Origin of the sequence: Halapricum salinum (assembly GCF_004799665.1) — an archaeon.
Taxonomy (GTDB): Archaea; Halobacteriota; Halobacteria; order Halobacteriales; family Haloarculaceae; genus Halapricum; species Halapricum salinum.
This window is the reverse complement of sequence record NZ_CP031310.1, coordinates 897,377-920,845: the sequence shown is the minus strand read 5'-3', so window position 1 is coordinate 920,845 and position 23,469 is coordinate 897,377. Positions and strand designations below refer to the sequence as shown.

Here is a 23,469-nt window from a genome sequence, read left to right as displayed (position 1 = left end):
GGAACAGACCTACAGTAATCACTATCACAGGGCGTTCAGCATGAGGATGAGGATGCCGCTCATCGCGCCGAAGGCGACCACCGTCTTGGGGTCGATTCGGATCGCGTTGCGGTCCTCGGCGTCGAAGTACCGGACGAGGCCGGCACTGGACATCAGTCCGCCGCCGTCGCTTGAGCTCATACTCCCTTCTCGGGCGTTCTGGGGCCTAAGTGTTTCGACCCAGGATCGGTGCCGTGTCTGGATCTGCGATCGGTGGTCTGGCCGCCCGGACGCACGTAGTGAAAACCCTTATCAGAACCGCTCGGCTACTATCGACGGACGCATGACTGTCACGCTCAAGGACTTCTATGCAGACTGGTGTGGCCCCTGTAAGACCCAGGATCCGATCCTCGAAGACCTCGAAGCGGAGTATCCCGACGTCGAGTTCGAGAAGATCGACGTCGACGCCGAACAGGATGTCGCCAACGAATATCAGGTCCGCTCGCTGCCCACGCTCGTCATCGAGAACGACGACGGCATCGTCGAGCGCTTCATCGGCGTTACCCAGGCCGAGGACATCGAATCCGCCCTCCAGAAAGCCGGCGCCTAGGCATTTCTGTCGCTTTTCGACTCGTTGACGATAGTCGGCTAGTCGTTGGTGCTGGACGGAATGTGGCGCGCGCTGGCGAAGCGTCTCTGCTGAGCCAGCAGCGTGCGAGGGACGAACGAGCCGCAGGCGAGTGAGTCGGCTGGGGAGGGCGTGGCGTGGGCGCTGTGCGGTGGGTGGGACTGAAAGGGGCGACAGGGTCGGAGAGCGAGGCGACGCAAGCACCGCAGGCCGAAGGCCGAGGAGCACAGCGAGCCGCAGCCTCCGACCCTGTCGGGGCTTTCTGAGTCTACTCTGCAGTTCCGCAGGTCCAGAAAGCCCCCGTACTCTCGACTCGGGGGGCTCGCTGCGCTCCTCACTCCGTTGTCAACCGAAAATCGCGTACGCGATTTTCGGACGTCGCCGAGAGTACGGCCCCTTTCAGTCCCACCCACCGCAGCCACACCCTCCCCAACCGACTCATTCGTTCCCGGTGGTCACTCATTCGTCCCTCGCGCGACGCTGTTCTGCGGGCGACTCACGGGTCGCCCGCAGGGCCAGCGAGACCGTCGGTCTCGCTCCTGACTCGTGGCCTCACTCCGTTCGGCACACTCGCCAGCGCACGCCATACTCGAACTATCGCCAGCAGCGAAAACAATTCCTAGGCCAGGGGACCAGTCGCATCCATCGGCGTGACCGAATAATCGACGGTCGTCGTCCCCTGAGTGGCCCGGATCTTCCCGACGAACGTCGAGATGTCTTCGAGTTGCCCCTCCAGGATGAACAGCTCCATACACTGGTGGTCGCCGACGTGGCTGTGGAAGTTCGAGGAGACCAGCGCGTCGTACTCGTGGCGCAGCTGCATCATGCGCTGCTCGGCGTTGGTCGTCTCGTAGTCGAACAGGACGGTCACTACGCCCAGCAGCTCCCGGTCCTCCAGTTGCTTGTCCTCGAACTCGCCCATCAGGTTCCGCGCGGCTTCCCGCAAGACCTCACTCCGCCCGGTATAGCCGTGCTCCTCTGCGAACTCGTCGATTCGATTCAACAACTCTTCTGGCATCGAGACGCTCGCGACAGTCATGTACTAATAGAGAGGGGCCGAGTTAATAAGTTTCAACCTTCGCCACTCGAACCGACTGCCCGGCGGCGATCAGTCGAACCGAACGCCGAGGTCGTGCAGGCCGTCGTTATGTTGAGCGACGTTGATGAGCAGGGGGGTCAGCCCTTCGATCTCGGCAGCGTTGGCGAGTCCACCCGCGTCCAGTGGGCGCAGTCCCTCGATCCCGGCGGCGAGATCCGCGACGATGTCCCTGGCATCGGCGTCCTCGCCGACCAGCAACGTATCGATCCCGAGGTCGGCGTCGAGGTTGGCCAGCCGATCCGCGGGGAGGTTGTGGAACGCGCCGACTACCGGAACCTCCTCGGGCGCGGCCTCGGCGGCTAGCGCAGTCACGCTGCCGGCCCCGGGGCGGTTGTAGTGAAAGCCGGCCTCGTCGCGTTTCATCCCGACGGCTGGAGTGACGAGGATCGATTCATCATCCAGGGCGTCGGCGACGGATTCGATCGTATCCGCGAGGTGGTAGGCCGGGACGGCCGCGACGACGACGTCGGCTCCGGCGGCAGCCTCGGAGTTCTCGGCCGCGCCGATCGACACCTCGCGGCTGCGGCTGTCCAGTTCCGTCTCGTATTCCTCGGCTTTGGTTCGGGCTTTGGTCTGCTCGCGCGAGCCGATCACGAGGTCGTGGTCGGTGTCGTAGCCCCACCGCAGCGCCAGTCCCTGGCCGATGTCTCCAGTACCGCCGAGTATTGCGATCTCCATACGCGACTGTTCGGCGAGAGGCGAATAAGCGTAGCGCTACCGGATATCAGATGTCGAGGTCGAGACGCGACGCCACCCGGTCGAGAATCACCTGCGCGCCGCCGTAGAAACACACCCAGACGGTGATGGCGAACGCGACCGTACTCCCGAGCAACTGGACGACAGTCCGGGCCGGTCCGTCGGCGACTGCGAGCCCGGGAACCCCGCCGAGGACGACGCTCCCGACGAACAGCGTCGAGAAGTAGACGGCGATCCCGAGCCAGCCGCCGAAGACGAGCCACTGCTCCCAGCGAGTCCACAGCAGGCCCGCGAGAACGAGTCCGCTCGCGAGCGCGAGCAGGAGGGTAAACTGGATCGTCGAGAGCGCCGCCGGTGGTCGCGTGACTGCACTGACGACCAGCCCGGTCGTCATCCCGAGCCCCAGCGCCCACGTGGCCACCCCGATCCGGTCGCGGGCCATCTATTCCAGGAGGTCGGGCAGGTCGTTCACGGAGTCGAGCACGGCACTCGCGCCCTCTCGCTCGTACTTCCGTCGACCCTCCTTTCCCGTCAGCCCGCCGGTCAGTACGCCGACGCCGTGGTAGGTTCGGCTCGCGTCGGCCTCGGCGGCGTTGGTCGCGGTCCGAACGTCGTCGAGGGTGTCGCCGACGAAGACGATCGATCCGCTGTCGAAGCGCTCGGCCAGCGTCACCAGTGCGTCCGGGTCGGGCTTGCCGGCCTCCCAGTCGTCCATCGTGAAGCGGTGCTCGTCCGAAATATCGAGGCCCACGCGGTCGAGGGCGATGTCGGCCTCGGCGGCGGGTCGGCCAGTCAGCACGCCCACGTCGAATCGCTCCAGGAGTTCGTCCCGAACCTCGGGGTCGAGCAGCACGGGTTCGTCGTGGATGTAGCCCTCCGTCTGGAGTTCGGGTGAGCCGCCTTCGATTTCGCGGTAGAGTTCGCTTCCGAGGTAGAGTTGCTGGAAGACGTCGCGCAGGCGCTCGCGGTCCCAGGCGTCAAGGACGCGCTCGCGCTCGGCCGGATCGAGTTCGTCGTCGACGACCGAGCGGGCCGCGCCGAGGCCGCCACCGGATTCGGCGATCCGATCGGTGAAGGTCTCGATGCTCAGCGGGAACCCCTCACGGCCCGCGAGCACGTACAGCGCGACGGCGTCGGTCAGTTCCCAGTCGTTGTTGAACCCGCCGGCGTCTTTGAACTGCTGGATTGCGGGTTGGGCGATCGTCTCGCCGTAGACCCGCTCGACGCTCTCGACGATGGCCCGGCGGTACGATCCCGCCACGTCCACGAGCACCCCGTCGATGTCGAGGACGACTGTGTCGGCGTCCATATCTGCTCACTCGGGTGCCTCCTTGAAGGCGGTTCCGGCCTCGGCCCCAGCGGCGGTCTGACACCGCGCCCGACCAGTGCCGGGATTTTTATTTCGGTGTCTCTCATACAGGAGTGCATGCACGTCGACATCGTGCCGGTCGGTGACGTCCCCGCGGTCGTCAAGCGCGAGGCTTCGACCGGCCTCCGGACGGTCTACAACTGTGACGTCACGGTCCACGACGCACAGCCCATCCCGACCGGCGCGTACGATTCCAACCGGGACCAGTACCGTGCCGAGGAGTTCATCGAACTGGCCAGCCGCGTCGGATCTGGAAAGAAAAACATCGCCATCACTCCCAAGGATCTGTACTACCGCCGGCGCAACTACGTCTTCGGTCTCGCCTACCTCGACGGCAACGGCTCCGTCATCTCGACCTTTCGCCTCCAGACCTCTTCGGATGGCGGCCTCTCGAATCGCTCTTCGAGCGAGGTCTTCGCCGAGCGCGTCCGCAAGGAGGTCGTCCACGAGATCGGCCACACCCTCGGGCTCGAACACTGTGACAACAAACGCTGCGTGATGAACTTCTCGCCCACCGTCCGCGAAGTCGACGTCAAAGAGCAGAACCTCTGTGGCACCTGTCAGCGCCAGGTCCTCTGAGTTCGGTCGTTCGTCTCACGCCGACTTTCTCGCGTCCTGAAGCGCTCCCAGAAGCACCTGCTCGTCGACGAACAGTTCGAACTGCTTGGTGCCGTCGACGTACACGACCGGCACCGTCTCGCCGTAGCGCTCCCGGAGGTCGGACTCGCTGTCGACGTCGATCTGCTCGATCGCGACCTCGACGTCGGCCGCCTCGGCGACGGACTCGATCGTCTCCAGGGCGTCTTCGCACAGTTCGCAGGGATGGCGGCGGTAGATCGTGATCGGGACTGGGTCGGACATCGCGCCTGACTAGGTCCTGTGGACGGTTGTGTCCTTCCAAACTGGCTAGGCGATAGCCTTCTATCCGCAGAGTTCATCGGTCCGGTATGAGCAACTGGACTCTCTCGGACGTCTCTGCGCTCGACGACCAGACCGTCGTCGTCACCGGCGCGAACAGCGGGCTGGGATACGAGGCGACGCGCATGTTCGCCGGTCGTGGCGCGACCGTCGTGATGGCCTGCCGGAGTACCGACCGCGGCAACGACGCCAAAGAGGAAATCCTCGAAGAACTGCCCGACGCCGACCTGCACGTCCGCAAGTGTGATCTCGCGGATCTCGACTCGATCCGGGCGTTCGCCGAGCGTCTCCACGAGGATGTCGACGCGGTGGACGTCCTCTGTAACAACGCGGGCGTGATGGCGATCCCGCGCCGGGAGACCGCCGACGGCTTCGAGATGCAGTTCGGCGTCAATCATCTGGGCCACTTCGCGTTGACTGGCCAGCTACTCGATCTCCTGCGAGCCAGCGACGGGCAGGCTCGGATCGTCACTCAATCGAGTGGCATGCACGAGCGCGGCGAGATCGACTTCTCGGATCTGCAGGGCGAACAGTCCTACGCCAAGTGGGACGCCTACGGCCAGAGCAAACTCGCGAACGTCCTCTTCGCCTACGAACTGCAGCGGCGGCTCGACGCCGCCAGCGCAGACGTACTCAGCGTCGCCTGTCATCCAGGGTACGCCGACACCAATCTTCAGCGCCGCGGTCCAGAGGAGTCGGGATCGACCCTGCGGCTGTACGCGATGAAAGTCGCCAACGCTGTCCTCGCACAGTCGGCCGAAAACGGCGCGCTCCCGATGGTGTACGCGGCCGTCGCCGACGGCGTCGACGGCGGGAGCTACGTCGGTCCCGGCGGCTTCATGAACATGCGCGGCGCGCCCGAACCCCAGCGTTCCAGCGATCGATCGTACGATCAGGAGGTCGCGCGACGCCTCTGGGATGTCTCGGAGGGACTGACTGGCGTCACCTTCGAGTCGCTGGCAGCCGCCACCCAGGCTTAAGCCGTCCGCCCGCAAATCCGGGGCCAATGGGACTCGCAGACTACCACGTGCCCGAGTTCGACCCGGTCGCCGCCGACGAGGCGACCGTGACGACCGATCACTGCCGATTTACCGTCCTGACGCCCCGGCTGCTGCGACTCGAATACGACCCCGACGGCGAATTCGAGGACCGACCGACACAGACCGTCTGGTATCGCGACCAGCCCGTGCCCGACTTCGAGGTCACGCGCGTCGACGGCCGCCTCGAAATCCACACCGACCACCTCCGCTTGCGTTACGACGTCGGTGAGCGATTCAACTCGGACTCGCTGTCGATCACCCTCACTGGATTCGAAGAGACCTACCACTACGGCGACGAGGAAGACAACCTCGGCGGTACGACCCGGACGCTGGACGGCGTCGACGGCAAGACGGACCTCCAGAACGGCCTGCTCGCTCGCGACGGCTGGACCGTGCTGGACGACTCCGACAGCCTCGTATTCGACGACGGCTGGGTCACCCCGCGGGACGCGGCCGACGAGTACGAGGATCTGTACTTCTTCGGGTTCGGCCACGACTACCTGGGCGCGCTCCGGGCCTACACCGACATCGCGGGCGACGTTCCGATGATCCCCCGATGGGCGCTGGGCAACTGGTGGAGTCGCTACTGGCACTACACCCAGGACGAACTCCGCGACGTGATGACGGGCTTTCGCGACCGCGAGCTGCCCCTCTCGGTCTGTGTCATCGACATGGACTGGCACGTCGTCGACAACCCGAATCACGACGGCTGGACGGGCTGGACCTGGAACCGCGACCTCTTTCCCGACCCCGAGGGCTTCGTCGACTGGCTCCACGAGTCGGGCCTGCAGACCACGCTCAACCTCCACCCCGCGGAGGGCGTCCACTCCCACGAGAGCCAGTACCGGGCGATGGCCGAGCATATGGGAATCGACCCGAACACCGGGAAGCCAGTCGAATTTGACGCCAGCGACATCGAGTTCCTTCGTGGGTATTTCGATCACGTGATCGATCCGATGGAAGACGAGGAGGGGATCGACTTCTGGTGGATCGACTGGCAGCAGTGGCGCGAATCGCCGGAGATGGAGGGGCTCGATCCGCTGTGGGCGCTCAACCACCTCCACGCACTCGACCGCACGCGGGACGGTCGCCGCCCGTTCATCCTCTCGCGGTGGGCCGACGTCGGGAATCACCGCTATCAGATCGGGTTCTCCGGCGATACGGTCATCACCTGGGACTCGCTGGCCTTCCAGCCCTATCTGACGAGCGCTGCGTCGAACGTCCAGTTCGGCTGGTGGAGCCACGACATCGGCGGGCACTTCGGCGGGACCGGCGATCCGGACTCCTTCGGGGAGCTGTACGCCCGCTGGACGCAGTTCGGTGCGTTCAGTCCGATCAACCGGATCCACACCTCGAAGATGCCCTACGTGGACAAGCGGCCCTGGACGTTCGGCGGCGACGTCGCCGACGCCCTCGAAGACGCGCTCGTCAGGCGGCACGAACTCGTGCCGTACCTCTACACCATGGCCTGGCGCAACCACGACCGGGCCGAGCCGCTGATCCAGCCGCTGTACTACCACCATCCCGAACAGGACGCCGCGTACAACCGCCCCAACGAGTACTACTTCGGGAGCGAACTGCTGGTCACACCCCACGACCGCGAGCGGGGCGACGACACGAACCTCTCACGACGACCCGTCTGGCTGCCCGAGGGGGAGTGGTACGACTTCGAGTCCGGCGACCGCTACACTGGCGGCTTCCACACCCGCTACGGCGACCTCGAAGACGTCCCGGTCTACGCGAAAGCCGGGGCGATCGTTCCGCTGGACGGCGAGCCCGGATTCGGTGACGTCGACACCCCCGAGACCCTCCGGATTCTCACGTTCCCCGGCGCGGACAACACCTTCGAGTTGTACGAGGACGACGGGACGACTCAGGACTATCAGGACGACGAGTACGCGATCACCGAACTCTCCAGCCACTGGGAAGACGACTGGCTGGCCTTCGAGATCGGGCCGGTCCGGGGAGCGACCGAACACGTTCCCGACGGCCGGTCCTACGAACTCTGCGTCCGCGGGGTCGACGACGCCGTCGAGGTGACCGTCGACGGTGCGGCCAGTCACGCCGAGTCGTACGATCCGGTGACCCGGACCCTGACTGTCGCCGTCGAAGACGTCGACCCGGGCGAGCAGGTGACGATCTACCTCGACGGGGACGGGCCCCTCGCTGCTGAGACGGACTGGCGGCGGCGACAGCTCGAGGACCTGCTGTGGCACTTCGAGATGCCGGCCGGCGCGAAACCGCCGCTTTCGACTCACGCCGAACAGTTCTGCCGGGGCGAGCGGGCCGATCTGGACTGGCTCGGAAACTTCGCGGCTGCGCTCAGCCACCCGCAACTTCGGGCGATCGTCGAGACGCTCGTCGACGTCGGCGTCGAGCGGATCGACCACGCCGACACCGAACGGCTCGTCCTCTGGAACGAGGACCGCCGGACCGACGTCACCTACCAGTTCGCCGCCTACGATCAGTGGGGCGTGCCGATCGATCGCGAGGGCGAGTCCCGCCGTGGCACGGCCCCCTCCTACGAGCTGATCGATCTCGCCGAGTTCGAGACCTTCGACTGGGAGTTGACGCTCAACTACGACGACCTCGTCACGATTTCGGAGGCGGGCGAGGGTCACGACCCGACCCAGGAGTGACAATCGGTGGTCGCGTGACGCCGCGCTTATAACCGAGCGCCGTGGACGCCAGTGTAATGACCCTCGCGGCGTACCACGTGCCGGATTTCGATTCCGTGGCCGACGAGGCGGCGGTCGTCCGCGGCGACACTTATCGGTTCACCGTCCTCACCCCACGACTCGTCCGTGCGGAGTACGATCCTGACGGCGAGTTCGAGGACCGCCCGAGCCAGGTGTTCTGGTATCGCGACCAGCCCGTGCCCGATTTCACGGTCGAGGAGACTGACCAGCGGATCGCGATCGAAACCGACGCGCTCAGACTCCAGTACGAGCGCGGCGAGCCGTTCAGCGCCGAGACGTTGTCGGCGCACGTCCGCGAACTGGGGACGGTCTGGCACTACGGCGACGCCGACGACGGCAACATGGGCGGGACAGTCCGAACCCTCGACCGCGTCGAGGGCTCTACCGACCTCGAACCCGGGCTGCTGGGCGGCGATGGCTGGACTGTCGTCGACGACTCCGAGAGCCTCGTGTTCGAGGACGACGGCTGGGTCACACCTCGTGACGCCCCCCGAAAGTACGAGGACCTCTATCTCTTCGGCTACGGACACGACTACCTCGACTGCCTCAACGACTTCACCGCCGTCGCCGGCGACGTGCCGATGGTTCCCAGGTGGGCACTGGGCAACTGGTGGAGTCGCTACGAGGACTACAGCGCCGACGAACTGCAGGAACTGATGGAGCGCTTCCGTGAGGAGGACCTCCCGCTGTCGGTCTGTGTCATCGACATGGACTGGCACGTCGTCGACAACGCATTCCACGGCGGCTGGACCGGGTGGTCGTGGAATCGCGACCTCTTTCCCGACCCCGAGGGGTTCGTCGATTGGCTCCACGAGTCGGGCCTGAAGACCACGCTCAATCTCCACCCCGCAGAGGGCGTCTACCCTCACGAGGACTGCTACGACGCGCTGGCCGAGCACATGGGGATCGACCCTGCCAGTGAGACGCCGATCCCCTTCGACGCCAGCGACGATACGTTCCTTCGTGGGTATTTCGAGCACGTGATCGATCCACTGGAGGACGAGGACGGCGTCGACTTCTGGTGGATCGACTGGCAGCAGTGGGAGGAATCACCAGAGATGGAGGGACTGGACCCGCTGTGGGCGCTCAACCACCTCCACGCACTCGACCGCACGCGGGACGGCCGCCGGCCGTTTATCCTCTCGCGATGGGGCGGCCTCGGCGGTCATCGCTATCCCGTCGGTTTCTCCGGGGACGCCTACATCTCCTGGGATTCGCTGGCCTTCCAGCCCTACCTGACGTCGACGGGCAGCAACGTCGACTTCGGCTGGTGGAGCCACGACATCGGCGGGCACTTCGGCGGCACCGGCACGCCGACCGGCTTCGGTGAACTGTACGCCCGCTGGGCACAGTTCGGCACCTTCAGCCCGATCAATCGCTTCCACACGGGCAACATCGACTACATCGACAAGCGGCCGTGGACGTTCGAGCCAACTGTTCGGGAGGCACTGGGCGACGCCATGCGCCGCCGGCACGAACTGGTGCCATACCTCTACACGATGGCCTGGCACAACCACGACGAGGGTGTCCCGCTCGTGCGGCCGATGTACTACCCCCATCCCGACACCGAACTGGCCTACCACGTCCCCCAGCAGTACTACTTCGGCAGCGAGCTGCTCGCCGCACCCTACGTCTCCGAACGCGCGGACGACACCAATCTCGCCAGGCAGACCGTCTGGCTGCCCGAGGGGGAGTGGTACGACTTCGAGTCCGGCGACCGCTACGACGGCGGTCTGGAGGCCTGCTACGGCGACCTCTCGGATACGCCCGTGTTCGCGAAAGCGGGGGCGATCGTTCCACAAGACGGCGACCCCGGATTCGGCGACGTCGACAATCCGGAGACGCTTCGCGTGCTCGCGTTCCCCGGCGCGGACAACACCTTCGAGTTGTACGAGGACGACGGGACGAGCCAGGCGTACCTCGACGGCGAGTACGCCACGACGACGCTCCGTCAGAGCTACGAATCGGGTCGGCTGGAGTTCACCGTCGAGGCCGCGACGGGCGCGCTCGAACACGTGCCGGACACCCGCGACCTCGAACTGTGTTTCCGTGGCCTGCGCGAGCACGTCGACGTCGCGGTGCGGGGCGGTGAGGAAACGATCGAGTACGACGCCGAGACCAGCACCCAGATCGTGCGGATCGACGACCACTCCAGCGACGAGTCGGTGACAGTGACGCTCACGACCGACGCGCCGACCCTCCGAGCGCCCGGAAGCGGGCGACTGGCCCGAACGAAGGCGATCTTGCGCCACCTCGAACTGCCGGCCCGCTCGAAACAACGGATCGAGGAGTACGCGACCGCGTTTCTCGACGGCAGGCGGTCCGATCTGACGTGGCTCGATAACTTCGCGGAGGTGGCGACCGGCGAGCAGCTCCGTGCGATCGTCGAGACGCTCTGTGACGTCGGTGTCGCCCACCTCGACAACGCAGACGGCGAGCGTCTCCTGCTGTGGAACGACGACGGCCGGACGGACGTTACCTACCGCCTGTCGACGTTCGAGCGCGGTGGCGTCCCGCTGGCCGTCGAGGGCGAGACCGAGCGCGGCCCGCTGCCCGGGCTGGAGATCGTCGAACTCGACGACCTCGCCGGCGAAGATTGGACGCTCACCGTCGAGTACGCCGACGCCGGAAGCGTCACGTTCGACGGCGAGGGCGTCGCAGACCGCTACGAGGGCGATGTCCGCTGACGGATTCGACTCCGAGAATTATATGGCTGGCTCTCCTACGTGGATTGATGACTGACGGTCGCCAGGTCTTCGTCGTCGACGGCGCGGGCCAATCGGTCGAGGCGTTCGCCTCGGGGCTGCAGGAGTCAGTCGGCGACGTGACTGCCGAGTCGGTCGATCTCGACGACGTGATGGTCCGCCTGTGCCGGTCGGCAGTCGATTGTCTGGTCGTTCCCGCGGATAGCACGGCCACCGACGTTTCGAACGTCGTCTACGCCGTCGACGGGCTGTATCCCGAACTTCCGACGGTCGTGTTCGGGACCGACCTTCCCGAGGTCGACACCGTGGCGGTCGACGCTGCGACACTCACCGACGCGACCGTCGTCGAGACCGTCGCGGACGTGCTCGACGGCGATCGGCCCCCGTCTGCACGCCAACCGACCCGTCGAGAGACGCTGCTCGCGGCGATGTTCGAGGGCTTTCCGGCCCATCTCTACGCCAAGGACGCCGACGCGCGCCACCTCATCACCAGTGACGAGCTAATCGCCCCTTCGGCGTTGCTCGGACTGACCGATATGGAGACGCTCTCGGGCGACGAGATGTACGACGAGGCCAACTATGCCGACGACTGGCGCGTGATCGGGGCGGGGGAGTCGGTGCTCGACATCGACGAGTACGCCGACTCGACCGATAGCTTCCTTCGGACCTCGAAAGTCCCGTGGCGCGACGGTTCGGGCGAGATCGTCGGACTCGTCGGGATCACCCAGGACATGGGCGAACTTCGCGAGCAGAAAGAGGCCCTCCGCAGACAGAACAGGCGGCTGCGGAAAGTGGCGTTGATGACGGCCCACGAACTCCGCAACGAGTTGCAGGTCGCGACCGGCCACCTCTCTCAGATCGAGTGCGAGGGGGCCGCCGTCGACGACACCGGAGCCTCGATCGAGCGCGTGGCGGCGATCGTCGACAAGATCGTCTCGCTGGCGACGTTCAACCAACGCGAGCGCGAGTCGACGACGCTGTGGCTCTCGGCGCTCGTCCGGGACGTCTGGGAGGCGTTTTCGACGCCCGAGTCGGCGCTGGCGCTGGCCGACGACCGCCGGCTGGTGGCCGATCGCGACGCTACGCAGCTGCTGGTCGAGCTCCTGATCGACAACGCGATCGTCCACAGCGGGCCAGCGGTCACTGTCGAAGTCGGCGGGACCGAGTCGGGATTCTACATCGCCGATGACGGCCCCGGGATCGCGTTCGACCCGCCCGAGCGGGCGCTGGAACCGGCCACGACCACGGTCGACAGCGAGAGCGGCTTCGGTCTCTATATCGCCCAGCAGATCGCCGACGAACAGGGCTGGGTGCTCGACGTCTCGGCCAGCGACGCGGGCGGCGCTCGCTTCGACGTGACTGGGATCGAGTCTCCCTAGCAACGAGTGGCACACAACCGATTGTCCTTTAATCCCGGCGCGGATGGATTCTGGTATGGAGCGATTCGCCGACGTCGACGACCAGTACGACCCCGAAGCCGTCGAGGAGCGGGTCTTCGAGTACTGGGACGAGGTCGACGCCTACGAGAAGACCGTGGAGCACCGCGCCGACGGCGAGGACTTCTTCTTCGTCGACGGGCCGCCCTACACTTCCGGGGCCGCCCACATGGGGACGACCTGGAACAAGACGCTGAAGGACATCTACATTCGCTATCTCCGCATGCAGGGCTACGACGTGACTGATCGGCCCGGCTACGACATGCACGGCCTGCCGATCGAGACGCGCGTCGAGGAACGCCTGGACTTCCAGAACAAGAAAGACATCGAGGAGTTCGGCGAGCAGAACTTCATCGACGAGTGCAAGGCCTACGCCGAGGAACAACTCGAAGGTCTACAGAGCGACTTTCAGGACTTCGGCGTCTGGATGGACTGGGACGATCCCTACAAAACGGTGAACCCCGAGTACATGGAGGCCGCCTGGTGGGGCTTCCAGAACGCCCACGAGCGCGGCCTGGTCGAGCAGGGCAAACGCTCGATCAATCAGTGTCCCCGGTGTGAGACCGCCATCGCCAACAACGAGGTCGAGTACCACGACGTCGGCAAGCCCTCGATCTACGTCAAATTCCCCCTGAGCGATCGAGAGGGGAACCTCGTCATCTGGACCACGACCCCGTGGACAATCGTCGCGAACACCTTCGTCGCCGTCGACGGCGATCTGGGGTACGTCGGTGTGGATGCTACCAGGGATGGAGAGACCGAACGCCTCTACGTCGCCGAGGCCGTCGTCGAGGAGGTCCTCAAGCACGGTCACTACGAGGACTACGAGGTCGTCGAAGAGCTCTCGGGAGAGGACCTCGTCGGCTGGGAGTACGACCATCCGCTGGCCGAGGAAGTGCCCGACCACGCCCAGGGCGAGGGCTCGGGCCAGGTCTACACTGCAGAGTACGTCGAAGCCGACCGCACAGGGCTGGTCCACTCCGCGCCCGGCCACGGTGAGGAGGACTTCGAGCGCGGCCAGGAACTCGGCCTGGAGATCTTCTGTCCCGTGGGGCCGAACGGCACCTACGAGAAATCGGCGGGCAAGTACGCCGGTACGTTCGTTCGGGACGCCAACGAGGAGATCATCGCCGACCTCGATTCAAATGGGCACCTCCTGTCGAGCGAGTCGGGTCACACCGTCCGCGAGGGGCAGTGCTGGCGCTGCGATACGGACATCGTCCGGATCGTCACCGACCAGTGGTTCATCACGATCACCGACATCAAGGACGAACTGCTCGATCTGATCGAGGATTCGGAGTGGCATCCGGAGTGGGCCCGGGACAACCGGTTCAGAGACTTCGTCGAGGAGGCTCCCGACTGGAACGTCTCCCGGCAGCGCTACTGGGGGATCCCGATCCCCATCTGGACTCCTGAAGATTGGTCTGGGGAGATGAGCGACGCGATCGTGGTCGGCGACCGCGAGGAACTGGCAGAGCGCGTCGATCAGGAGATCGACCCCGATACGGTGGACCTGCACAAGGACACCGTCGACGAACTGACGATCACCGAGGACGGCCGCACCTACAGCCGCGTCGGCGACGTCTTCGACGTGTGGCTCGACTCGTCGGTCGCGACCTGGGGCACCCTCGACTATCCCGAGCAGAGCGAGGCCTTCGAGGAGCTGTGGCCGGCCGACCTCATCATCGAGGCCCACGACCAGACCCGCGGCTGGTTCTGGTCCCAGCTCGGGATGGGTGGCGCGTCGGTCGGTGAGATCCCCTACGAGCAGGTGCTGATGCACGGCTACGCCAACATGCCCGACGGCCGCGGGATGTCCAAGTCCAAGGGCATCCTCGTCGACCCCCACGAGGTCATCGACAACCACGGCCGGGACCCGATGCGGCTGTTCCTGCTCTCCGTCACCGCGCAGGGCGAGGACATGCGCTTCTCCTGGGACGAGACCGCCGAGATGCAGCGTCGACTCAACATCCTCTGGAACGTCTTCCGCTTCCCGCTCCCATATATGCGGGCGGACGGATTCGATCCCGAGGCGACCACAGTCGACGAGGTCGATGATGATCTGGAACTCATCGACGAGTGGCTCCTGTCGCGCCTGCAGACCGTGAAGGCCGAGATGGACGACGCCTTCGAGGACTTCGAGCACGACAAGGGACTGCACGCCCTCCTCGACTTCGTGGTCGAGGACGTCTCCCGGTTCTACATCCAGGAGGTACGGGAGCGCATGTGGGAAGAAGAGGACAGTCCGAGCAAGCTGGCCGCCTACGCGACCCTGTATCAGGTGCTCGAAGAGGTCGTCGCGCTGCTCGCGCCGTACGCGCCGTTCGTCAGCGAGCAGATCTACCAGCACCTCACAGGAGAGTCAGGTCATCCGACGGTCCACATGTGTGACTTCCCAGAGCGCGAGGCCGACTGGCAGGACGCAGGCCTCGAAGACGACATCGAGGTCGTTCGCGCCGTCGAGGAGGCCGGCTCGAACGCCCGCCAGCAGGCCGAGCGGAAACTTCGCTGGCCCGTCAAGCGCGTCGTCGTCGACGTCGAAAACGACGAGACTGGCGACCTGCCAGGGACGATCGAACTCCGCGCCGACCTGATCGCCGACCGCCTCAACGCCCGGAAGATCGAGGTCGTCGGGCCCGACGCCGACTGGGGAGAACTCACCTACAGCGCCGAGGCTGACATGAGCAAGCTCGGGCCAGCCTTCGGCGGCGACGCCCAGGAGATCATGCAGGCCTGCAACGAGGCCCGGATCGCCGAGCCCTCGGTCGCGGCGCTGGAAAGCGCCGTCGCCGAGGAACTCGGACGGGGCGTCGACCTCGACGAAGAGATGGTCGAGTTCGTCCGGCAGCTCCCCGAGGGCGTCGCCGGAACCGGGTTCCAGGCACTCGACGGTGAGGGCGTCGTCTACGTCGATACGACGCTGACCGAGGATATCGAGAGCGAGGGCTACGCTCGGGAGGTCATCCGGCGCGTCCAGGAGATGCGCAAGGACCTCGAACTCGATCTCGAAGCACGCATCCGCGTCGAACTGGACGTCAGCGACGAGCGCGTTGCCGACCTCGTGAGCCAGCACGAAGACCTCGTCAAAGAGGAGGTCCGTGCGGACGTCCTCGGCGAGGTTGCGGATGGCCACCGCAAGACCTGGGAGGTCGAAGGGATCGAGATGGAGATTGCGGTGGTTCCAGTGGCTGAAGCAGAGGCGTAAGTAGAGGACCAGCATACGGCGCGACTGGAGCGAGCGCCGTTTCGCTCGACCGAGCGGTGCGAGGCCGCGTCAGCGGCCTCGGGATGGCCGAACGGCGGAGCCGTGAGGCAGTGAGGTCGAGGTGTTTTTCCCCACGTTTTTGCAAGGTGCGGTGCGCGAACGTGGTGAGCGAATCCGACGCAGTAAAAAGTGGTCGCGAGATTGCGGTCGTGCCGGTGGCTGAGGCAGAGGCGTAGAGCAGGACGACTACCGCACGTTTTCTCGGGGAAAGAGGCTCAGACGAACGGATGAACGATTCTGGAGCACAGAGCAGAGCCCTCAGCCGCCAAACGACAGCGTCTGTCCGTCACGTTCGTGCGAGCGGACCAACCCGACGACGAGATAGACGAACGGCGTGTCCACGAGCGCGATCAGCAGTTTGAGGAGGTACTGGCCGACGATCAACTGGAGCGCGGTATCGAGCGATGCTCCCTGAAAGGCGACGAACCCGACGGTGATGAAGATCACCGTGTCCAGCAGTTGGCTCGTGGCGGTCGAGCCGATGTTGCGCAGCCAGAGGTACTCGCCGTCGGTCGCGTCGCGGATCCAGTGGAAGACGATCACGTCCCAGTTCTGGCTGACGAGATAGGCGGCGAGACTGCCGACGACGATGCCGGTCGACGCGCCCAGCACGTTCGTGAATTCAGCCTGGCCGACCTCGGTGACGAACGGTGGCGCGATCGGCGCGTAGATCGTACTCCAGACCAGCGCAAGCAGGACGAAGTTCATCACGAAGGCGACGTTGACCATGACCTGGGCGGCGCGGCGGCCGTACAGTTCGGCGTAACAGTCCGACGCGAAGAACGTCAGCGCGTACGCCAGCGCCGCGCCCGGCAGGAACAGCGTCTCGCCGGCGATCGGAACCGACAGCGGCAGGTCGAACGCCAGGACCTTCGAGGCGGTCACCTGTGCGGTCACCAGCGCCGTCACGAACAGCGAAAGCAGCGCGACCTGTCCGACGGCCAGGCGGTGGTTACTCGTACTCATCGTCGAGTCTGTCGTGGCGGGCGTCGATTTCGTCGAGCGCGTCCAGCGTCTTCCGGATGGAGGCGCGGATGGCCTCGCTGCGGTTGACGAACTTCCCCTCTTCGCCGACGTGACTGTCGAGGTCGTCCAGCAACTCCTGTGGGACTTCGACGCTTATCTTGGGCATATTCGAGCCATACTCTGGGCATATCCTTTATTTAATCGGTCGCGACGTCCGGGCGTTTAAACCACTCGCGGCCCTTGATCGAGGTATGCCAATGAAAGGGTCGGGCGAGGCGTCTTTGCGGGAGATCGACCGCTACGATGGCGGAGTGGGCTGGATCGCCTATCCCGACGAGGACATGCAGCGGGCGAGCCACGCCGTCGTCGGCGAGAACGGCGGCGTCTGGGTCGTCGATCCCGTCGATGCCGCGGGGCTGGACGAACTGCTCGCCGAGTACGGCGAGGTCGCAGGGGTTGTCGTCCTGCTCGACAGGCACAAGCGCGACGCGGCCGCGATCGCGACCCGACACGACGTCTCGGTGTACGTCCCCGACTTCATGGACGCGGTCGCCCAGGAACTGGACGCCCCGGTCGAGCGGGTCTACACCGATCTCGGCGAGTCGGGCTTCGGTGTCCACGAGCTGATCGACAACGCGTTCTGGAAGGAGGCGATCATGTACGGCGAGCACGACGACACGCTTCTGGTCCCCGAGGCCCTCGGCACCGCGGAGTACTTTCTGGTCGGCGAGGAGCGGATCGGCGTCCACCCGGCCCTGCGGCTGAAACCGCCGAAACGGCTCCGACGGTTCGACCCCGAGCGAGTGCTCGTGGGGCACGGTGCGGGGATCCACGAGGACGCAGGCGAAGCCATCCGGACCGCGTTCTCGGGGGCGCGCCGGCGGACGCCGCGACTCTACGCTAAGACGGTCCGGTCGATGCTGTTCGGATGACCAAGCAGTGCTACGCCACGGCAGGACTGGTCGAGTACCTCCTCGACCATGCCCGCGAGCGCGAGCCACAGTCGGTGACGGTCTCGCTCGCGGTTACGCCCGCCGGTGAACTCGACGTCACCGACCTCCCAGAAAAGACGCCCGTGTTCACCCACTTCTACGTGCCCGAGGCGGGCGGGTCGGTCAACGCCGTCTTCGGGATGGATCTCGGGACGCCCGCTGGCCAGACCAAGGGCCGGTTCGTCTCCCACCCGAACGGCAACCTCGACGTGTCGAAGACCGACGACCTCCACGCGGTCGTGTTCGTCGCGATCCCGCCGTGGGATCGCGAGTCGCTGGCGGCGTTCGACCGCAGCGGGAGACGGCTGACGCTCGAAGTGCTGGACATCGAACCACCGGAAGAACTGCTTTGAGGGTTCAGACTGACTACTCCAGGTATCCCAGGTCCTGCAGTTGCTCGGTGATCTCGGCGAACTGCGCTTCGGTGAGTTCGCCCTCGCGCTGGTGCTGGACGACGATGCTCCGCAGCAGGAATCGAACGAGGTCGCTCGTACTCGAAAAGCTCGTGCCCTCGATGGTCTCTTCGACGCGGTCGGCCAGGTCTTTCGGGATGGAAACGGTGGTGTAGTCGGTCATACCCGACAGCAGGCCCGCGGACGGGATAGGCGTTGTGTCACGAACTACGAGACTGAGCGAATCACATGTTTTAATACTCGATATGGAGATCACAAAATAGGATGTGGCCATCGATCCGGGAGTGGCTCACGGACGATCGACTCCGGGTGGCGACAGTCGTCGGTCTCGTGACAGTCCCGCTGACCGTCTTCTTCTCGGTCGGGCCGGTATCGAGTACGACTGCCGAGATCACTGGTATCCCGTTTCTCGTGGGCTGTCTGTTGGTCGGGTACGCCTACAGCGACCGGGCGGCGACCGTCGCCCTCGCCGGTCGCCGAGCTGGTTTCGTGGGATCGCTCGGCCCAATCATCGCGGGGCTGTACGAAGCGTACCCGGAATTCTGGACGGCCGCTGAGCACTGGGCCGTGCCCGCCGTGCTGACCGGCGTCGTGATAGTCATGTCTGTCGCACTGTTCGGAATCGTCGGAGCACTGCTCGCGCTCGTCGGCGAGTGGGCTGGTGAGTCGCTGGCCAGTCGTGGCTTCGTGTCGAGTAACAGCTAGGCAGGAGTCACTTACCGATCCTGCTGCTCGGCCTCCGTCTCGAACATCGGCGGGAGCGTGCCCGTGTTCGTGGGTTCGAACGTCCGCGGGGCCGTCCGCGAGACCGGACTCCGTCGCATCGGGGGCTCCGGTTCGGGCGTCGGGTCCGCGGGTGTGGTTTCGGCGCGATACTGGGTCATTGTCGGATTCGTACTCATTGGGACGTGGTGGAACGCAATCGGTTCGGCGACGATGCTAGCCGTTCAGAAGGAGCGTGCACCACGTACGAGGAGTGGCTGCATCGTATCTACCCCAGATAACCCCCCAGACAATAAATGTAATGGTTGTTCCTGATGTTCGTGGTGGGTGGCACACGCCCGAGACTCACACTATTCGACGACGAGCGAGACGGGGTAGTCGGTGAGGTTCTCGTGGCCGTCCTCGGTGACGACGACGAGGTCTTCGATGCGGACACCGCCCACGTCAGGGTCGTAGAGGCCGGGTTCGATCGTGATGACGTGACCCGGTTCCAGTTCGCCGCCGTCGGGCGCGATCCGAGGCAGTTCGTGGACGTCCAGCCCGACGCCGTGGCCGGTCGAGTGGATGAATCCCGTCTCGGTACTGGGATCGTTGCGCAGGGTCGGGAGGCCGGCGTCCTCGTAGACGTCACACGCTGCGTCGTGGACGTCCTTGCCTGTGGCCCCCGGCTCGACGGCGTCCAGCGCTGCGCGGTAGGCGCGTTCGGTCAGGTCGTACCACTCCCGAACTTCGGGGTCGGGCTCGCCCGCGCAGAAGGTACGGGTCATGTCGGCGTGGTACTTCGTGGCCTTGTCCCGCGGGAAGATGTCGACGATGATCGGCTCGTCGGGCTCGAGGGGGCCGCTCCCGCGGTCGTGGGGATCGGCGGCGTCGGCTCCGCAGGCGACGATCGTCTCGTCGAGCGCACAGCCGTGGCGCAGCAACGTGACCTCGATGGTCTCTTTGACCCACTCGCTGGTCAGGACCTCGCCGTCGACGACGAGGCGGTCACCGTCGGCGTCCGCCCGCCGGAGCAGGTCCTCGGCAGCCTGCATCGCGGCTTCGTTGGCCTCCTGGGCCGCCCGGACGTGTTCGATCTCTTCGTCAGTCTTGCTCGCGCGGATCTCCGTGACAGTCTCGCTATCGTCGACCACCACGTCGACACCCTGTTCGCGGAGACCGTCGGCGGTCTGGAGGGGAAACCGGGGTGGGGCAGCCACGCTCTCGACGTCGTAGGCGTCCAGGAAGGCGGCGCGACCGCGGACGACCGCCTCGGCCGGGTCGTAGCTGTCGAGCAGGTCGTCGTAGCCGTAGTCGGTGAGTCGTTCGACGGTCTTGGCGTGGCTCTCACGCTTCGCGCGGCCGAACTCCAGACTGCGGGTGAACAGCAGCCGGACCGAGCCGTCGTACAGCGTCAGGAAGGGGTCGGGCGCGTCGAACCCCGAGAGATAGTACTGGTCGGCGTCCTCGGAGGCGGCGTCGATCAGATAGCCGTCGACGTCGTGGTCGGCGAGTCGCTCGTCGAGTTGCGAGAGATCCGGGTCCATGCCCGCGTGTGGGGCGGCGGCGACTAAAGAGCTACCGCCGCCGGAATTGGTGGCGGCCATCTCCGACTCCAGTATCACCACGATCTAGAGTGGCAGCCGCCGCATCACCGACGGCAGTCGGTTCCGCAACCGCCGCCCCAGTCCCGGCGTTCGGTCCCGGATTCGTCGCATCTCTTCGTCGGTCAACTCGAAGTCGAAGACGGCGAGGTTCGACGCGATGTGTTCACGACTCGTCGCTTTCGGGATCGCTACGACCCCGTCTTGCTGGACGAGCCATCGGAGCGCGACCTGTGGCGCACTCTTGTCGTAGGCCTCGCCGATCGAAGCGAGCATCTCGTCCCGTATGAGGTCGCCGTGCGCCAGCGGACTGTACGCCGAGAGCGCGACGTCGTGTTCTCTGCAGTACGACAGGAGCTTCGACTGATCCTTGACCGCGTTGTACAGCACCTGGTTCGTCACGATCGGACTGTCGACGACTGCTCTGGCCTCCCGGAGCTGCGCGGTCGTGAAGTTGGAGACACCGAGATGGGAGACCAGCCCGTCGCCCTGCAGGTCTGCCATGGCCTTGAGGGTCTCTTCGACCGGCACCCGGGGATGAGGCCAGTGGATCAACAGCAGGTCGACGTAGTCAGTGCCGAGGGTGTCGAGACTCTCCCGGACCGACTCGCGGACGTCCGCGTCCCGGAGGTTCGACCGCCACACCTTCGTCGTCAGAAAGACGTCCTCGCGGTCGACGTCGGCCGCGGCGAGCCCCGCCCCGACCTGCCGCTCGTTGTCGTAAGCCTGGGCCGTGTCGACGTGGCGATAGCCGAGTTCGAGGGCTTTCTCGACGGTCTCGGCGCACTGCTCGCCCGTGTTCTGCCACGTCCCGAGTCCGAGTTTCGGGATCGTCGCCCCTCCCGCGTCGAGAACCGGGACGGACGGCGGATCGTCGGTCATACTGGGACCGTCGTTCGATCGACACTTAGTTTCCCACGTCGGATCACTCCGCCAGCAACCGCGCCTGGACGTAGGCGTCCAGTTCCGCGCGGACAGCCTCGACCTGCGGGTCGTCGCTGGTGACGCGCTCGGTCAGGATCCCGCCCGCGAGCACGTGGATCGTCGCTGCCACCTGCTCGGGGTCGACCTCACGGAAGACGCCGTCCTCGATCCCGTCCCGGACGATGTCGGCGATCCACTCGCGGAAGAACTGATCGCTCCGCGTGAAGTGTTCGCGGTAGTCCTCGTCGTGGGCCGCCTGGGCCCGGAGTTCGACCAGCGCCCGCGAGAACCCGCGGTCCGCGTCGCTCATCTCGGAGGCGGCGATCCCCTCGAGCAGCCGCTCCAGTCGCGTCCGGGCGTCGACGTCTTCGCGAGGGCTGAACTCCGCTTCCCGACTCTCGATGAGGCGTTCGAGAAAGTCCAGCAGGAGATCGTCCTTGCCCTCGTAGTGGTGATACAGCAGTGACTTGCTCTTGGGGAAGAACTCGCCGATCCGGTCGATCGTCAGCCCGGCGTACCCGTACGCGACGAGTGCGTCGAAGGTGGCTTTCATGATCGCCGTCTGGGTGTCCGACGGCTCCTCGGGAAAGGGGTTTCCGGCCGGCATGGTCAGTCGTTCTCGGTGAGTCGTGTTAAGGCTGTCATTGTGGGTCTTCTCGGTGGGTCAGTAGGTCATCTTCAGCATCGTCCCAATCACCGTGCCGAACAGCGATCGGGACTCGCCTTCCATCCGGATGCCCGCCCCGACCAGCGTGACGTAGCGCTCGACGCCCGCGGCTTCCATCGCGTCCATGACGTGCTCGCCAGCGACCGTCAGCAGGTCGTCCGGCCCGCTGTCGGTCTGCCCGAGAACGCTCAGGACGGCGTCGGCCCCCGCGACCGCCTCGCGGACGCCCTCCCCGGTGTAGACGTCGCCCTCGACCACCGTCAGATTCTCGTGCTCGACTGGGAGTTTCGACTGCGCCCTGACGAACGCCGTGACCGTGTGGCCCGCTGCCAGGACCTGCTCGACCAGCGGCACGCCCGTCCGACCGCTCGCACCGAACACTGTGAGATTCATACTATTGAATAAATGTTTAATCACATATCGTTGTCGGTGGGATTGGCCGCTTCGGAGTTCCTCTCGCCGGATTCGAAGGCCTCCGTGTTTTCCTCGGCCCACTCGCGGAACGACCTGGGTGGGCGTCCGAGCAGGCGCTCGACATCGTCGGTGACCCGGCCGGCGAGGCCGACTCGGGCGGTCGTGTAGATCCCGGCCATCACGAGCACGAACGGCCAGTCCCGACCCTGGCGTCGAGAGTGGCGGACGAACTCGATCAGCGAGGGCTCGTCGTAGGATATCTCGCGATCGAGCACCTCGGAGAGGATTCGGGCGACCTCGTGGTAGGTCAGTGCTTCGGGGCCGGTGATATCGTAGGCCTGGCCCTCGTGGCCGGGTTCGGCCAGGGCTGTGGCGGCGACCGCGGCGATGTCGGCGGCGTCGACGAAACTCGTCTCGCCGCTCCCGGCGGGCACGACGATCTCTCCGTCGCGGATCTCCTCGTGGTGGGTCTGGACGAGGTTCTGCATGAAGAAGGAGGGCCTGAGGAACGTCCAGTCGAGGCCGGTGTCGAGGACGTGCTTCTCGATCTTGCGGTGCGGGAGAATGGGATTCTTCTCGGCTCCGAGGACCGACAGGACGACGACGTGCTCGACCCCGACTCGCTCGGCCGCGTCGATCGCCGGAAGGATCGCCTCACTGACTCGCGTGATCGCTGGCGGGCGCATGAGAAAGAGTGCGTCGACGCCTTCGAACGCCGCGCCCCACGTCTCGGGGCGCTCGAAGTCGAACTCGACCCACTCGACGCCCTCGGGTAGGGCCGCTTGCTCGCGTTCGGGATTGCGGAGTGCGGCGCGCACGGTGACGTCCCTGTCGGCGAGATCAGCGAGCACTCGCGAGCCGACCGTCCCCGTCGCGCCCGTCACCAGTATCGTTGTGGTCATACCTGAATGGAAGAGTGCAACCGACAAAACACTGTTGAATAAATATTCAAT

The 23,469-nt window shown here is 65.6% G+C and carries 25 protein-coding genes; 10 read left to right on the top strand and 15 right to left on the bottom strand.

Translation table 11 applies throughout. The features are described from left to right. Window positions 1-24: 24 nt before the first annotated feature. Complete coding sequence (locus tag DV733_RS04515; RefSeq protein WP_049994004.1) at window positions 25-180, bottom strand: preprotein translocase subunit Sec61beta; 156 nt, start codon at window positions 178-180, stop codon at window positions 25-27. A gap of 142 nt (window positions 181-322) precedes the next feature. Here DV733_RS04515 and DV733_RS04510 point away from each other — a divergent pair, with 142 nt between their 5' ends. Next, the gene (locus tag DV733_RS04510; RefSeq protein WP_049994003.1) at window positions 323-589 is read left to right on the top strand and encodes a thioredoxin family protein; all 267 of its coding nucleotides are present in this window, start codon (window positions 323-325) and stop codon (window positions 587-589) included. A 637-nt stretch (window positions 590-1,226) separates the two neighbouring features. Here the strand turns inward: DV733_RS04510 and DV733_RS04505 are convergent. The 4 genes from DV733_RS04505 to DV733_RS04490 all read right to left on the bottom strand — a co-directional run bounded on the left by DV733_RS04505 (window position 1,227) and on the right by DV733_RS04490 (window position 3,711). Further along, complete coding sequence (locus DV733_RS04505) at window positions 1,227-1,646, bottom strand: CopG family ribbon-helix-helix protein (protein WP_049994002.1); 420 nt, start codon at window positions 1,644-1,646, stop codon at window positions 1,227-1,229. Between the two features lie 69 nt (window positions 1,647-1,715). Next, window positions 1,716-2,384 (bottom strand): NADPH-dependent F420 reductase, encoded by a 669-nt coding sequence (npdG, locus tag DV733_RS04500; RefSeq protein ID WP_049994001.1) that lies wholly within the window; start codon window positions 2,382-2,384, stop codon window positions 1,716-1,718. 46 nt (window positions 2,385-2,430) lie between these two features. Next, the gene (locus DV733_RS04495) at window positions 2,431-2,844 is read right to left on the bottom strand and encodes a hypothetical protein (protein WP_049994000.1); all 414 of its coding nucleotides are present in this window, start codon (window positions 2,842-2,844) and stop codon (window positions 2,431-2,433) included. Continuing rightward, on the bottom strand, window positions 2,845-3,711 hold the full coding sequence (locus DV733_RS04490; RefSeq protein ID WP_049993999.1) for a TIGR01548 family HAD-type hydrolase: 867 nt from the start codon (window positions 3,709-3,711) through the stop codon (window positions 2,845-2,847). A gap of 117 nt (window positions 3,712-3,828) precedes the next feature. Between DV733_RS04490 and DV733_RS04485 the strand changes: the two genes are divergently transcribed. Next, window positions 3,829-4,350, top strand: a complete 522-nt coding sequence (locus DV733_RS04485; protein ID WP_049993998.1) for an archaemetzincin family Zn-dependent metalloprotease — start codon at window positions 3,829-3,831, stop codon at window positions 4,348-4,350. 15 nt (window positions 4,351-4,365) lie between these two features. Here the strand turns inward: DV733_RS04485 and DV733_RS04480 are convergent, their stop codons facing one another. Further along, window positions 4,366-4,632 carry a glutaredoxin family protein gene (locus tag DV733_RS04480; RefSeq protein WP_049993997.1) on the bottom strand — a complete coding sequence of 89 codons (267 nt, stop codon included), beginning with the start codon at window positions 4,630-4,632 and terminating at the stop codon, window positions 4,366-4,368. Between the two features lie 86 nt (window positions 4,633-4,718). Here DV733_RS04480 and DV733_RS04475 point away from each other — a divergent pair, with 86 nt between their 5' ends. From DV733_RS04475 to ileS, 5 genes are read left to right on the top strand one after another with little or no spacing between them, the layout of a single operon-like run. Beyond that, window positions 4,719-5,669, top strand: a complete 951-nt coding sequence (locus DV733_RS04475) for an oxidoreductase (protein WP_049993996.1) — start codon at window positions 4,719-4,721, stop codon at window positions 5,667-5,669. 26 nt (window positions 5,670-5,695) lie between these two features. Continuing rightward, window positions 5,696-8,368: a glycoside hydrolase family 31 protein gene (locus DV733_RS04470; RefSeq protein WP_049993995.1), complete on the top strand. Its 2,673-nt coding sequence runs from the start codon at window positions 5,696-5,698 to the stop codon at window positions 8,366-8,368. Between the two features lie 56 nt (window positions 8,369-8,424). After that, window positions 8,425-11,115: a glycoside hydrolase family 31 protein gene (locus DV733_RS04465; RefSeq protein ID WP_049993994.1), complete on the top strand. Its 2,691-nt coding sequence runs from the start codon at window positions 8,425-8,427 to the stop codon at window positions 11,113-11,115. A gap of 47 nt (window positions 11,116-11,162) precedes the next feature. Continuing rightward, entirely contained in the window at window positions 11,163-12,512 is a 1,350-nt protein-coding gene (locus DV733_RS04460) for a PAS domain-containing sensor histidine kinase (protein WP_049993993.1), read from the top strand. Between the two features lie 55 nt (window positions 12,513-12,567). After that, the gene (ileS, locus tag DV733_RS04455) at window positions 12,568-15,774 is read left to right on the top strand and encodes an isoleucine--tRNA ligase (protein WP_049993992.1); all 3,207 of its coding nucleotides are present in this window, start codon (window positions 12,568-12,570) and stop codon (window positions 15,772-15,774) included. 318 nt (window positions 15,775-16,092) lie between these two features. Here the strand turns inward: ileS and DV733_RS04450 are convergent, their stop codons facing one another. Continuing rightward, a complete protein-coding gene (locus DV733_RS04450) occupies window positions 16,093-16,800 on the bottom strand; it encodes a queuosine precursor transporter (RefSeq protein ID WP_049993991.1) in 708 nt (235 codons plus the stop codon). Beyond that, window positions 16,787-16,966 carry a ribbon-helix-helix domain-containing protein gene (locus tag DV733_RS04445; RefSeq protein WP_049993990.1) on the bottom strand — a complete coding sequence of 60 codons (180 nt, stop codon included), beginning with the start codon at window positions 16,964-16,966 and terminating at the stop codon, window positions 16,787-16,789. The genes DV733_RS04450 and DV733_RS04445 overlap by 14 nt, the downstream gene beginning before the upstream one ends. Window positions 16,967-17,051: 85 nt before the next feature. Between DV733_RS04445 and DV733_RS04440 the strand changes: the two genes are divergently transcribed. Both DV733_RS04440 and DV733_RS04435 read left to right on the top strand, forming a co-directional pair. Next, entirely contained in the window at window positions 17,052-17,732 is a 681-nt protein-coding gene (locus DV733_RS04440; protein WP_049993989.1) for a hypothetical protein, read from the top strand. After that, on the top strand, window positions 17,729-18,145 hold the full coding sequence (locus DV733_RS04435) for an MPN domain-containing protein (protein ID WP_049993988.1): 417 nt from the start codon (window positions 17,729-17,731) through the stop codon (window positions 18,143-18,145). Before DV733_RS04440 ends, DV733_RS04435 begins: the two co-directional genes overlap by 4 nt. 13 nt (window positions 18,146-18,158) lie before the next feature. On the opposite strand, the gene DV733_RS04430 is transcribed toward DV733_RS04435, so the two are convergent. Beyond that, on the bottom strand, window positions 18,159-18,368 hold the full coding sequence (locus tag DV733_RS04430) for a ribbon-helix-helix domain-containing protein (protein WP_049993987.1): 210 nt from the start codon (window positions 18,366-18,368) through the stop codon (window positions 18,159-18,161). 101 nt (window positions 18,369-18,469) lie between these two features. Between DV733_RS04430 and DV733_RS04425 the strand changes: the two genes are divergently transcribed. Then, window positions 18,470-18,910, top strand: coding sequence for a DUF5518 domain-containing protein (locus tag DV733_RS04425; RefSeq protein ID WP_049993986.1), 441 nt, complete (start codon window positions 18,470-18,472; stop codon window positions 18,908-18,910). 11 nt (window positions 18,911-18,921) lie between these two features. On the opposite strand, the gene DV733_RS17040 is transcribed toward DV733_RS04425, so the two are convergent. The 6 genes from DV733_RS17040 to DV733_RS04400 form a co-directional block, all read right to left on the bottom strand. Beyond that, window positions 18,922-19,089 carry a hypothetical protein gene (locus DV733_RS17040; protein WP_154019526.1) on the bottom strand — a complete coding sequence of 56 codons (168 nt, stop codon included), beginning with the start codon at window positions 19,087-19,089 and terminating at the stop codon, window positions 18,922-18,924. 189 nt (window positions 19,090-19,278) lie between these two features. Continuing rightward, complete coding sequence (locus DV733_RS04420; protein ID WP_049993984.1) at window positions 19,279-20,454, bottom strand: M24 family metallopeptidase; 1,176 nt, start codon at window positions 20,452-20,454, stop codon at window positions 19,279-19,281. Between the two features lie 84 nt (window positions 20,455-20,538). Continuing rightward, on the bottom strand, window positions 20,539-21,393 hold the full coding sequence (locus DV733_RS04415) for an aldo/keto reductase (RefSeq protein WP_049993983.1): 855 nt from the start codon (window positions 21,391-21,393) through the stop codon (window positions 20,539-20,541). Between the two features lie 43 nt (window positions 21,394-21,436). Then, window positions 21,437-22,042, bottom strand: coding sequence for a TetR/AcrR family transcriptional regulator (locus tag DV733_RS04410; protein ID WP_049993982.1), 606 nt, complete (start codon window positions 22,040-22,042; stop codon window positions 21,437-21,439). 57 nt (window positions 22,043-22,099) lie between these two features. Next, window positions 22,100-22,495, bottom strand: coding sequence for an NAD(P)-dependent oxidoreductase (locus DV733_RS04405; RefSeq protein WP_049993981.1), 396 nt, complete (start codon window positions 22,493-22,495; stop codon window positions 22,100-22,102). Between the two features lie 20 nt (window positions 22,496-22,515). Further along, a complete protein-coding gene (locus DV733_RS04400) occupies window positions 22,516-23,418 on the bottom strand; it encodes an SDR family oxidoreductase (RefSeq protein WP_049993980.1) in 903 nt (300 codons plus the stop codon). Window positions 23,419-23,469 lie beyond the last annotated feature (51 nt).